This is a genomic window from Nibrella saemangeumensis, assembly GCF_039541915.1.
GTDB classification, from domain to species: domain Bacteria; phylum Bacteroidota; class Bacteroidia; order Cytophagales; family Spirosomataceae; genus Nibrella; species Nibrella saemangeumensis.
Genome location: NZ_BAABHD010000029.1, coordinates 143,286 through 155,559 on the forward strand (window position 1 = coordinate 143,286; position 12,274 = coordinate 155,559).

Annotated in this window: 8 protein-coding genes; 5 read left to right on the plus strand and 3 right to left on the minus strand. The window is 53.1% G+C overall.

Annotated features, from left to right (window positions below):
* Window positions 1-23 precede the first annotated feature (23 nt).
* Both ABD949_RS13695 and ABD949_RS13700 read right to left on the minus strand, forming a co-directional pair.
* Window positions 24-1,523, minus strand: a complete 1,500-nt coding sequence (locus ABD949_RS13695) for a HAMP domain-containing protein (RefSeq protein ID WP_345244330.1) — start codon at window positions 1,521-1,523, stop codon at window positions 24-26.
* 114 nt (window positions 1,524-1,637) lie between these two features.
* Entirely contained in the window at window positions 1,638-4,064 is a 2,427-nt protein-coding gene (locus ABD949_RS13700) for a TonB-dependent receptor domain-containing protein (protein WP_345244332.1), read from the minus strand.
* A gap of 252 nt (window positions 4,065-4,316) precedes the next feature.
* Between ABD949_RS13700 and ABD949_RS13705 the strand changes: the two genes are divergently transcribed.
* Window positions 4,317-6,638 carry a DUF7133 domain-containing protein gene (locus tag ABD949_RS13705; RefSeq protein ID WP_345244333.1) on the plus strand — a complete coding sequence of 774 codons (2,322 nt, stop codon included), beginning with the start codon at window positions 4,317-4,319 and terminating at the stop codon, window positions 6,636-6,638.
* Between the two features lie 16 nt (window positions 6,639-6,654).
* Here ABD949_RS13705 and ABD949_RS13710 read toward each other — a convergent pair whose 3' ends face one another.
* Window positions 6,655-7,122, minus strand: a complete 468-nt coding sequence (locus tag ABD949_RS13710) for a DUF4112 domain-containing protein (RefSeq protein WP_345244335.1) — start codon at window positions 7,120-7,122, stop codon at window positions 6,655-6,657.
* Window positions 7,123-7,394: 272 nt separating this feature from the next.
* Here ABD949_RS13710 and ABD949_RS13715 point away from each other — a divergent pair, with 272 nt between their 5' ends.
* From ABD949_RS13715 to ABD949_RS13730, 4 genes are all read left to right on the plus strand, one after another.
* On the plus strand, window positions 7,395-9,530 hold the full coding sequence (locus ABD949_RS13715) for an elongation factor G (RefSeq protein ID WP_345244337.1): 2,136 nt from the start codon (window positions 7,395-7,397) through the stop codon (window positions 9,528-9,530).
* Window positions 9,531-9,611: 81 nt separating this feature from the next.
* The gene (locus ABD949_RS13720; RefSeq protein WP_345244339.1) at window positions 9,612-10,526 is read left to right on the plus strand and encodes a pirin family protein; all 915 of its coding nucleotides are present in this window, start codon (window positions 9,612-9,614) and stop codon (window positions 10,524-10,526) included.
* 342 nt (window positions 10,527-10,868) lie between these two features.
* Window positions 10,869-11,345 (plus strand): hypothetical protein, encoded by a 477-nt coding sequence (locus ABD949_RS13725; protein ID WP_345244341.1) that lies wholly within the window; start codon window positions 10,869-10,871, stop codon window positions 11,343-11,345.
* A 177-nt stretch (window positions 11,346-11,522) separates the two neighbouring features.
* The gene (locus ABD949_RS13730) at window positions 11,523-12,032 is read left to right on the plus strand and encodes a hypothetical protein (RefSeq protein ID WP_345244343.1); all 510 of its coding nucleotides are present in this window, start codon (window positions 11,523-11,525) and stop codon (window positions 12,030-12,032) included.
* The last annotated feature ends 242 nt before the right edge of the window (window positions 12,033-12,274 follow it).

Below are 12,274 nucleotides of genomic sequence, written 5' to 3' on the forward strand. Positions count from 1 at the left end.
CACCGGCGCTAATTCCCCGACTTTCAGGTACAGATCTGTACCTGAAAGTCGGGGTCCTGCGCCCGCATGCCGTGGTAGGCCAGCTTGAGGTATTCGTCGGCCAGCTCGTTGAGGTTGATAGGCCGGCGTTCACCGGTGCTGCTGCGGCTGTGCTCCAGCATCGAGCGCACGATAGAGGCCGCCCGCTTGCCGTTCTCCACAATATAGGTCATGTTCTCCCTCAACTCCATCGACAGGTCACTTATGGTTACCATGTCCCCGTTCTCCACACTCTGCTGAAGTTCGTCGGCCATTTCGACAGAGACCTCGGCGAAGTTGTTGACGAAGTTGAGCGGGTTCTGGATCTCGTGGGCGATGCCGGCGGTCAGTTCACCCAACGAAGCCATCTTCTCTTTCTGAATCAGTTGTGTTTGGGCGGCTTTCAGTGTGTCGAGGGAATGCTCTAACTCCTGAGTTCGTTCGGCTACTTTGTCCTCCAGAGTTTCGGCATACTGCATCAACGCTTCTTTTGATTGCCGTAGCGACTCGGTCATCTGGTTGAAGTTCTGAGCGAGGTAGCCGATTTCATCCTGAACGGTGAAGGGTACTGTTACGGCCAGATTACCCGCATTGACCTGTTGAACGCCACTCAAGACAGCATTCAGTGGACGAAGCAACGTATTACGAAAAAATAGCGGAAAGAGGGATAGGATAAGCCCAGTCATAACCAGTTCGGCCCAGGCTAACAGATTCAAAAAATATTGAGTTGGCTGCTGCAATAGACCGTAAGAGGGAACAAGATCAATAAGCACACCGGAAATTCCCAGCACCAGCAGCACCACGCAGAGGATTAGTCCCACTAACTTAGCTTGAAAAGTGGTACGCTCCTGAGCAAAGTTGATGTAGTTGATAAACCACCAGGTCGTATAGATGAGTAGAATGGTATGATGGAAAACTCCCCACAGATTGTCGAGAGGATGATACCCATTAAAGGCCAGAAAAGCATTGATGAAGCCAAAACAGCCCAGGGTTTTTAGCAGAATAAAGGCCAGGAATGCTTTTCTGTCCTGGTGCTCCTGTGGGTGGTTATCTGACCTGGAAATCCGGAAAAATTTACGGATATGCACCAACACACACCAGGCGGTTATGGCTATCGGCAAGGGTACAATAGCCCAGATGGCAGGTTTCCATTGCGTCAGCAGGGTGTAAGTAATCAGTCCGGTACTTATTACTAACACGGCAAACATTTCCCGTTGGTACGGATTGTGCCGGTACGCATAGCTAAACCAGACCACATAAATCAGAAAGCCACCAAGTACCCAGTCATGCAGCAGCCAGACAGATCCCGTCCAGGAAGCCCGGCTAAACGCACCATGAATAAAATCCGTGGCGTAATACACCATCAACAGACTGATTATGCCCGTAAACAACCATGCGTCTTTTGACTTATTTTTCAAACTTAGCAAATACAGCACCAGCACCGCACTCAGCATGAACTCGGCCAGGATAGCTACTGAATCGGGTCGCAGTTGAAAGTATTCCATCGCTTATGTTGTCGCTCCTGTTTGAAAGATATTAATAACGAGCAATATGTCCGATATTGACTTAAAATACGCAAAGTCATACCATGTATCCAACGGCTATTAAACTACCGGTCACTAATTACTCGTGGAAACCCGACCGCGCTCCTCTTCGGAGCCGGTGGCCCGGCGGCTGGTGCCTTTGACGGTCTGGCTGCCGAAACTGCGGCTGTAGGTCAGTCGTACGGTACGCGGTTCGGTGCGGTACCCGTAGCCCCCGGTGGCTCCTCCGCTGACGTAAGCGTCCATGGCCCGGCGGTTGGTCCAGAACAGGTCACTGACCGACAACGCCAGCGAACTTCGCTTATCGTTAAACTTCTTCTGGACGCCCACGTTGACGCTGCCAAACGGATGAACCCTTCCGAGTCCCCACAGCATCGCCGACTGGTAATACAGGCTTAGTTCACCCGTAAAACCTTTGGGCAGCTTAACGGAATGAATCTGGTTGACGCTGCCATAGCGGTTGGCATACGCCACCGACTGGCCATTAATCTCGGTACTCGCCATCTGCCAAATGCCAATCAGGTTGGTCTGTACCTGCCACCATTGGGTCAGCACCAGCGGAAAGCTGAACGAAGCCGATGCGGTATGAAACGAGCGTACATTTTCTGGGGTGGTGAGCGACCGGTTGAGCGTCGAGTCGAAACGGACGCGGAATCGGTCAAGTGCGTTACGGTCGTGGCTGTAGCGAACGGTTAGCAGCCAACTGCTCCGGAACCGGTACGTAGCCTGCCCGATGTCGGTGAGCGTAGGCAGCAGCGCCGGATTGCCCGTTACGAACGTCTGAGGGTCCACAAAAACCACCCAGGGCGCCAGCAGGGTATAGTCGGGTCGCTGAATCCGGCGGCTGTACGACAGTTGCAGGCCGGAAGTTTTGCCCAGGTCATGCGACAGAAACACGCTCGGAAACAGATTGCCGTAATTGCGGCTCACCAGGGTTGGGTTTTCCCGCGTACTGACATACGTGCGGGTGTGTTCATAACGTAGTCCTGCCTGAAGCTTGGTTCTGGCCGATAAGCTCTGGTTTAGAACGGCATAAATGGCCCGGATATCGTCGTTGAGCGCGTAGTTCTGGCTGAAGTCGGGGTCGACCTGCCAGTTCGTGTCTACCAGCCGGTTGACAATTACCTCGTTGTTCAGCCGCGTACGGGTGCTCTTGGCCCCCAGCTCCAGTTTGGCTTTTGCGCCGAGCGGCTGGCTGTAATCGGCTTTCAGTACCCACATCCGGATGGGCGTCAGCTTGCTGCTATTGATATCTTCCTGCCGCTGCTGGTTCGTCAGCAGGTTGTTAAAATGGCTGCGGTAATCGTGCGGATTGGTATTGAAATACTGAAGCCGGTCGGCGTCCAGGCTCAGCATACGGTCTTTGCCAAAGCTATGGCGCAGATTCAGGTTGACCATCCCCTGCGTCCACCGGTTCACTTCCCGGTCCTCAAATTGATTCCGCTCGGTGAGCAGCGATCCTTGCTGTAAGGTAACGCGGCTGTTTTTAAGGGTCGACATCTGGTTGACAAAACCCGTTATTAATCCACCGAAAGTCGTCCGTGCCGACAGGGTATAGTCCATACCCAGCCGGGCGTTATAGTTCTGCATCAGCGGTTTGTGCCGCACCCAGGACCCATACTGGTTTTCAACTCCATTGCTGGTAAACCGGCGGTTAGCCCAGAAATCATGCTGCTGCTGGTCGTACAGTCCCGAGACATCACCGAAGACATTGAGTCGTTGGCTGCGGTGGTTGAGGTTCAGTGAACCGGCCGATTTTTCGTGAAAACCGTAGCCGGCTGTCAGGCTATACGACCCGTTGGTACCCATCGACACATCTTTTTTCAGAATGATGTTGATGATGCCGGCGTCGCCCTCCGCATCGTAGCGAGCCGACGGACTGGTAATGAGTTCGATCCGTTCAATGTTACTGGCGTTCATGCCAGCCAGTTGCTGGATCACGGCATCAAGCGGCAGTCGGCTGATCTTGCCGTTAATCATCACCGTCACCCCCGACTTACCAATGAGCGAAAGCGCGTTCTGCTGGCGATTAACCGTCACCCCCGGCGAACGCTCCAGCACGTCGAGCGCCGAACTGCCGGCCGCCGATACCATGCCGTCGACGTTAACCACCATTTTGTCGAGGTGCTGCTCAAACAAAGGCTTCTTGGCGGCTACCGTTACTTCAGCCAGTTGTCTGGCTTCGGGAGCCAGCACCAGCTCGGGTACCTCATACGGCGTAGCGTCCGACAAGATGATTGGGTCGGTATACCGTTTCTGATAGCCTACCATCGAGACCGCCACGCGGTAGGTACCCTGCCGCACGTTGTCGATGGTGAACTGGCCTGACTCGGTGGTCACCGCGCCCTTTACCATCGTTGAATCTTTGCCGCTGAGGAGCAACACGGACGCAAACGGTATGGCTTTGCCGTCGTGCTCCCGTACGGTTCCGCGAATGGATTGGCCCGAGACAGTCAGAATGGATAAGAATGAAAAGAAGAGGAAGGTAATTGTACGTGTCATGGCAGCGAAAAGTTTGTCCTGATTGGTTGGGACAAACTTCGCCGACTACCCGCAGAAGGGCTTTAACTTTTCGGCCATAAAACAGTGATTTTCGGCCAGATGCCTGAACGGTCTGAGCAGTGTGTGAGTTATCCCCTGATAAACATCAAATATTCACCGGCAGAATCAGTTATATTTTATAGACGTTGTACTTTTCCCATAAATCGGCGGGTAACGTTACCGGCCTTCAGTTATTACGCGCTAACGCCACCTATGAAGAAGTTGCTTTATCCTATTCTGTTATTGTTCATAACGGGTAATCTCTTCTATTGCCAGACCAACAAGCCCAAAGGGACTCCTTCCGTCGCTACCACGCAGGAGCCGGTCCGGTCGCCCGAACAGGCCCGGATCGACTTGGATCATTCACCCGTTATACCGGCCAGCCAGTCGATCGGCTACATGCAGGTAGAAGACGGCTTTGCCGTTCAGCTCGTGGCCGCCGAGCCGCTGGTGAATACCCCGGTCGCCATGAGCGTAGACGATAAAGGACGGATGTGGGTGGTGGAGATGCAGGGCTACATGCCTGATACACTGGCTACCGGCGAAGACCAGCCCACCGGCAAAATTGTTATCCTGACCGACAGAAACAACGATGGCGTGGCCGATGATCGGACGGTTTTTCTGGATTCGCTGGTACTGCCCCGCGCTATCTGCCTCATCGAAGACGGTATTCTGGTCGCAGAGCCCACCAACCTGTGGTACTACGAAATCCGGAACGATAAACCCGGCAAACGCACCTTAGTCGATCCGAAATACACCGAAGGCGGCAATGTAGAGCACCAGCCTAATGGTCTGCTGCGGGCCATGGACAACTGGATCTACAGCGCCAATTCGACCAAGCGGTACCGCAAACAAGGCGATACCTGGCTGATTGAGAAGACGCATAACCGGGGGCAGTGGGGCATCAGCCAGGACAACTACGGCCGGTTGTACTACAACGACAATTCCATTAACCTGCTCGGCGACTACTTCATGCCGGGCCTGGGAGCCACCAACAAAAACCAGCGGAATGTTCCCGGCTTCAGCGAACGGATCGTCACCGACAACCGGGTGTACCCCGCCCGTCCCACACCGGGTGTCAACCGGGGCTATATGAAGGGCGTTCTGGATGACAGCCTTCGGCTGACTACGTTTACGGCCGCCTGCGGACCGGTGGTATACCGTGGCAACCTCTTCGGCAGCGACTATGCCGGAAACGTCTTTGTGGCCGAACCATCGGCCAACCTCATCAAACGCAACAGGCTGGCCGAACAGGGCTACGTGACCAACGGCACCCAGGCGTACCAGGGCCGTGAGTTTTTGTCCAGCCGGGATGAGCGTTTCCGGCCGGTCAGCCTGTACAACGGTCCCGATGGTGCCCTGTACGTGGTTGATATGTACCGGGGCATTATTCAGCACAAAACCTACCTGACCACTTACCTCAAAGGCCAGATTGCCCGCCGGGATCTGACACTGCCGTTGTCCTGCGGCCGCATTTACAAAATCGTCCCGAAAAACAAAGTGGTCAGCCGGGTAACCCTGCCCGATAAACCCGAAGAACTGGTCGGCCTGCTGAGCCACCCCAACGGCTGGGTGCGCGACCGGGCGCAGCAGCGGCTCATTGACGGTAAACACACCCAGGTCATTCCGGCACTGCGGCAACTAACGAAAGAAATCAGTCGGCCACTGCCCGCCATCCACGCCTTCTGGACGCTGGAAGGATTGGGGGCGTTATCTATCGACGATGTCCAGGCTTTTGCCAAACAAGCCGCCTGGCCGCTTCGGATGCAGGCGCTGGGTGTACTGCCGGCTTTGCTCAGTTCGTCAACGTACCGGACTTACCTGCCGGTACTGGAGCAACTGGTTGCGCAGAACGATACCCTGGCAGCGCCCTATGTAGCCTTTGCGGCAAACGCGCTCCGCCCGTTCGACAAAGCCTCGGCCGACCGGCTGGTACTCACTATTGCCCAAAAATACCCCGACAACCGCTTTGTCGCCGGAGCGGTTGTCAGCAACCTGCAGGACCGCGAAGAAGCCTTTAAGCAGGAACTGACAGCGGCTCTGCCCAACACCGATCTGGCCGTTTATACCCAACTAAACCGGGTTATTACCGGCAGCCGCAACGCCAGGGGCAACCGCGACCCGCAGGCGTTGGCTCGTGCCTTCCCGAAGGGAGCCGCCCTGTTCAGCTCCTCCTGCCAGACTTGCCACGGGGCCGACGGCAACGGCATCAAAGCCCTCGCCCCCCCGCTGAACCAGTCGCAGTGGGTTACCGGCGATAAAGACAAACTGATTGCGATTGTGCTGTTTGGCCTGACGGGCCCCGTCGACGTAAACGGCCACCTATACAAAGCACCGGAGATCAACGGCGATATGCCTGGTATCGGCTATAATAAGGAACTGGCCAACGAAGACATTGCGCAGTTGCTCAGCTTTATCCGGCGCTCCTGGCGGAACAATGCCGACCGGATCACGACCGAAGAGGTAGCCAGCGTACGCCAGCGCCTGAAAGACCGGCAGAAAGCCTTTACCGTGGCGGAATTGAACGGACTGTAGCGGACAGCAGGAGCAGCTACTGCCAGATGGTGAAAATGAGTTTATAGACCCCCCAGATCAGCAGCCCAATAAACAGCAGCAGAAAGAGCATCACCGGAAGAATAATTTTCCAGGCCCCGCCCCGGTGCCGGCCTTCAACGTAGTGCTCCCGCATGAGCCGCATGTTCCGCATATTGGCCTTAAAGGCCACATCAAATATATCGCCGATGATGGGGACGGAACCAAGCAAGGCATCGATGACAATGTTCAAAACCATCCGGGCCAGCACAAAGCCGCTGGCTCCGTTTTTCGCCATAATCGACACCATAAAACCCGAAACAGCAAACGTCGACAGATCGCCGGCACCGGGTATCAGCCCGATCAGCGCATCCAGCCCAAACCGGAAGTTTGTACCCGGCACGCGGAACTGGGCATCCATCAGTCGGGCCAGGTAATCCAGTTGCTTTAGTTGGGCGGGAGAAGAGACTACAGGTTCTTTTCGCATGGTGTATACGTTGTTACATACCTAAACAGGTTCATGCCCCCATAAGTTTAACCCCTCTATTCAATAGCCGGCTTCCTGCCTTACACCCTCCCCCGCTCTTTTTATCCCCTCGCCTTTTTGAACTTTCATTAGATAATATTGCATGATTCCGCTTCGGAATTTTCACAAAATGCCCTACCTTACTGAGGTGACAGCCGGGTTGCGGTATCGGTAGTCCTTCTGCTCCCGATCTGTTTGTTAAGCGATTAGTCATTTTCAGAACATGGGCTATTATGAAAGCTTACGACGAAAAACACATCAAAAATGTGGTACTGATTGGCCCCGCTAAAAGCGGCAAAACCACACTCGCTGAGACCATGCTTTACGAAGCTGGTCTCCTTACCAGACGCGGAACGGTAGAAGAAAGAAACACCATTTCTGACTATCACGAAGTAGAGCACGAACGAGGCAGCTCCGTCTACGCGACAACCCTGCACACCGAATGGCGCGATTTTAAGATTAACATCATTGATACCCCCGGTCTGGACGATTTCATCGGCGAAGTGATTACCTCCATTACCGTCTGCGACACCGCCGTCATCCTGCTGAACGCCCAGAACGGCGTAGAGGTCGGTACCGAACTGCTCTGGGACTACATCGATCATTATAACAAACCCACCATTCTGGCGGTTAATCAGCTCGACCACGAGAAAGCCAACTATACCCAAACCCTTGACGAAGCCAAAGCGTTTTTTGGTCCGGCGGTAACCATCATGCAGTATCCGCTGAACGCCGGAACGGGCTTCAACTGCATCATCGACCTGTTGAAAATGGTGATGTACAAATTCCCCGAAGGCGGTGGCAAGCCTGAAAAGCTGCCCATTCCCGCCAGTGAAAAAGAACGCGCTGACCAACTGCATAACGAACTGGTGGAGAAGGCTGCGGAGAACGACGAGGCCCTGATGGAGCAGTACTTTGAGAAGGGCAGTCTGGATGAGGACGAACTGCGGGAGGGCTTGAAAATCGGCATGATGAAACACCAGGTGTTTCCGGTATTCTGCCTGTCGGCGAAACGAGATATGGGCACCGGCCGGATGATGGGCTTTATCGACAACGTAGCACCTTCGGCTGTTGATACGGCGGGCGAACTTACCGAAGACGGCCAGGAAGTCCCCTGCGACCCGGCGGCTCCGACCCGGTTATTTATCTTCAAAACGCTGGTAGAGCCCCGGCTGGGCCGCCTGTCGTTCTTTAAGGTAATGGCCGGCGAAGTGGCCGTAGGCATGGACTTCCAGAACGAAAAAACCGGTACCACCGAGCGCATCAGCCAGCTGTTTATCGTGGACGGCAAGAACCGAAACCCCATCGACCGGCTTAAGGCGGGCGATATCGGCTGCACCGTAAAACTTAAAAATACCGCGACGGGCCATACCCTGAACGGCAAGGGGGCTACTGGCAACATACGGCCCATTCAGTTTCCGCCGGCCAAAACGCGGGTAGCCATTGTGGCCAAAAACAAGCAGGACGACGAGAAGCTCAGCGAGATGCTGAACGAGATTCACCTGGAAGACCCTACCCTGAGCGTTGAGTACAACCAGGAAGTCAGGCAGGTAATTCTGGAAGGCCAGGGCGAACTGCACCTGACCGTCACGAAATGGAAGCTGGAGAACCTGCACAAGATACCCGTCGAGTTCCAGCGGGTCAGAATACCCTACCGCGAGACCATCCAGCGGCCGGCGCTGTCGTCGTACCGCCACAAGAAGCAGTCGGGTGGAGCCGGGCAGTTTGGCGAAGTATTCATCAAAATTGAACCGTACTACGAAGGTATGCCGCCGATAAAGGATTTCCCGGTGCGGGAAACCGAAACGGTAGAATTGCCCTGGGGCGGCAAACTGGTGTTCAACAACTGTATTGTGGGTGGGGTGATCGACGCCCGTTTCCTGCCATCCATTATGAAGGGCATTATGGAGAAAATGTCGCAGGGGCCACTGACGGGCTCGCACGTACGCGACGTACGGGTGAGCGTATACGACGGTAAGATGCACCCCGTCGACAGCAACGATATTTCCTTCAAGATAGCGGGTATGATGGCCTTCCGGGAGGCCTTCCTGCAGGCCGAACCGCAGTTGCTGGAGCCGGTACACGATATAGAGGTGCTGGTACCCGCCAACCTGATGGGCGACGTGATGACCGAACTCCAGACGCACCGCAGCATGATCCTGAACATCGACAGCGAGAAAAATAGCCAGGTGATCCGGGCCAGAACCCCGCTGGCTGAACTGGATAAATTGCTGCCTGCCTTACGCAATCTGAGCCAGGGTAAAGCCAAGGTCCGCAGCCAGTTTGCCGACTATTCGCCGGTGCCGTCTGATTTGCAGAAACGCATCAGCGAAGAATTTAGCAAAACTGAACTGGCTGAAGTACATTAGGGCCGCTCAGGAGCGAAACGTCGCTTGACAGTCTCGCCCGGGGAACCCCTCTCCGGGCTATTTACGTTTAACAGATCGCTTATGCTGGATATAGTCATTGAAGCGCGTCAGGCATCCATCAGCAACGGCTTTAGTGTCCGGCGCATCCTGCCGTTCCGGTTACGGCGCATGGTGGGGCCTTTTATCTTCATGGACCATGCCGGGCCCGTGGCCGTGGCCCCGGAGCAACTACCGTCGATGGACGTCCTGCCGCATCCGCACATCGGCTTATCGACGGTAAGCTACCTGTTCGGCGGGCAGGTAACGCACCGCGACAGCCTGGGCGTGGAGCAGGTAATACGGCCCGGTGAGGTCAACTGGATGACGGCCGGGCGCGGCATCGCCCACTCGGAGCGGTTCGAAGATCCAGCTGCGCTGGCCGGCAACTCGCTGGAGATGATTCAGACCTGGGTGGCTCTGCCCGAAGCCGATGAAGAAAGCGCCCCGGCTTTTGACAACTACCAGCCCCACGAACTGCCTATCTTTACCGAACCCGGCGTCTGGATGCGGTTGATTGCCGGTAACGCTTTTGGCTTACGCAACGACGTAAAAACCCATTCCCCCCTGTTTTACCTGCATGTGGTGTTGCAGCCCGGTGCCCGTTTTGGACTGCCGCAGGGCTACGCGGAACGGGGCATCTACGTCGCTAAAGGCAGCGTGGAAGTGAGCGGACACACTTACACCATGGGCCAGTTGCTGGTCTTCACCACCGGCACCGACCCGGTTATTGTGGCCCGCGAGCCCAGTACCCTGATTCTGCTGGGCGGTGAGCCGCTGGGCGAACGATATATCTGGTGGAATTTCGTTTCCTCCCGCCCGGAGCGCATCGAGCAGGCCAAAGCCGACTGGCAGGCCGGTCGCATTCAGTTGCCGCCCAACGACAACGAACAGTTTGTACCCCTGCCGCAGGATAACTCCCGCCCGGCGGGTACGCCACCTCCACAGCCATTGTCGTAATTTAACCGTCATGACGCTACCTATTCAACTACGTATGCTATGCTGGGCTTTAGATAGAAACGGCCAATAGGTTTATCTGGAAAAGCAGAATAGCACGGCCGTAAAGCTCCTTCGCATTTTATATTGTTTTACTGACTCGACAATACAAAATACGCAATGCGCATTCTATATTGCCAATGCGAAACAAGGAAGACCAAAGTACTGATAAACAGGCCCACATAAAAAATAATTGATGTTTTCAGGCTTTCACCTCAACCAAGCTATATTAGGCTTGACGCGTAAAACATTCGTCTATTTACTAGTTAGAAGCAATGCAGTCGTAATTCGAAAAAACCATGTATTATGAGAAATTTTTTGTTTGGTGTTATGGCAACAATTACCGCACTGGCTGTCTATGGATTCTTTCAAAAAATTGAAACAACCATACCCAAAAAAGAATGGATTATCGCCCCTCGATTTTTAACGCTACAAAAAGGCGTCACAAAAGAACAGGCCAGAGAATGGATGGAGAAAGAATATCTTCCCCTATATCGGTATTATTCAGGCTGGAACGCAGAGCTTGGAGAACCAACAGGTTCTGGCAAATGGGGAAAGTCAGATAACACAGCCAAAGAAAAAGGCGATTTTGTCCTCATTTATTTCTTTGACTCCCCCCGAACAAGAGACCACTATTTTCCACCCAATGGACCTTGGAGTGAAGAGATTCAAAAAGTACTTGCGGAACATAAGTCGACATGGGACGATTTGTTCGGCAAATATTTTATCCAAGACAAATATCAAAATGAAGAATATACAATGTTCGCTACTGCCAAAAAATAGCACTGCTTCTAACAGCAGGTTCATGCAATTGTAGCTTGAATACATAGGCTCAACAGAATATGTTTACTCAGCATTTAGGCAGAGTTAAAGCGCTGGAATACAGAATGCCACAACTGCATAAATTTGTTGACCGTTGGTAGCCATTTTATAGTTACCTACATTCAAATTAGTCGCATCATGAAATTCAAAAGATCAGTGTTTGCCATGTTTGTCTTTATGACATTAGTTGTCTCCTGTGATTCAACAGAAAAACCTTTGAACCCAAAAGAAAAGGAACAAATCAAGGCTGAAGTGATATCTAGTATTGAAAAACATGTTGATGATATAATCAGTCGGGATTACAATAAGGTAATGCGATTTTATGTAAAAGATGATTATGTCCTTTATGGGGACGGGACTTACTGGGGTGATTATGCAACGATAGACAGCATATGGAAAACTTGGTTACCTAAGTGGAAATTAATCACAAAGTGGAAGATGAAAAATCATAAGGTCCATGTCTACTCAAGAAATGCGGCAGTGGATTTTGTTGAGTGGGAACACGAAAGAATTGAAGAAAATGGAGATACAACAAGAGCTTATGGTTTTTGGGTCTGGGAAATGCAACGCTTTCCGGATGGTTGGAAATCCACTAGCGCTGCCGTGGATCACAGATATACTGCTGGACCAAACGTTAAAAATAAATAGTAAATAACCCTACATTAAATTTTAAAAGTTTCCCAAATGCCAGTTGCTGATTTTATAAGCGGAGATCATGCACTTAAAATCAATTACTTTAAAAATGAAAAACGGCTTCCAACATGGGGTTTCCTGCTATGCTGGCTGACGAACCTACCCTGATCGTCCCATTTGCTTATAATCTGCAGTCCGGGCTCGACGAATAATGCCGAGCAATAGCATTAACTTTACTCAGCTTCGGGCTGACGAAC

Bases quoted from the DNA above. Each gene is read 5' to 3' on its own strand.
- ABD949_RS13695 (WP_345244330.1), bottom strand. From the start codon at position 1,523: ATGGAATACTTTCAACTGCGACCCGATTCAGTAGCTATCCTGGCCGAG.
- ABD949_RS13725 (WP_345244341.1), top strand. From the start codon at position 10,869: ATGAGAAATTTTTTGTTTGGTGTTATGGCAACAATTACCGCACTGGCT.
- ABD949_RS13700 (WP_345244332.1), bottom strand. From the start codon at position 4,064: ATGACACGTACAATTACCTTCCTCTTCTTTTCATTCTTATCCATTCTG.
- ABD949_RS13705 (WP_345244333.1), top strand. From the start codon at position 4,317: ATGAAGAAGTTGCTTTATCCTATTCTGTTATTGTTCATAACGGGTAAT.
- ABD949_RS13710 (WP_345244335.1), bottom strand. From the start codon at position 7,122: ATGCGAAAAGAACCTGTAGTCTCTTCTCCCGCCCAACTAAAGCAACTG.
- ABD949_RS13715 (WP_345244337.1), top strand. From the start codon at position 7,395: ATGAAAGCTTACGACGAAAAACACATCAAAAATGTGGTACTGATTGGC.
- ABD949_RS13730 (WP_345244343.1), top strand. From the start codon at position 11,523: ATGAAATTCAAAAGATCAGTGTTTGCCATGTTTGTCTTTATGACATTA.
- ABD949_RS13720 (WP_345244339.1), top strand. From the start codon at position 9,612: ATGCTGGATATAGTCATTGAAGCGCGTCAGGCATCCATCAGCAACGGC.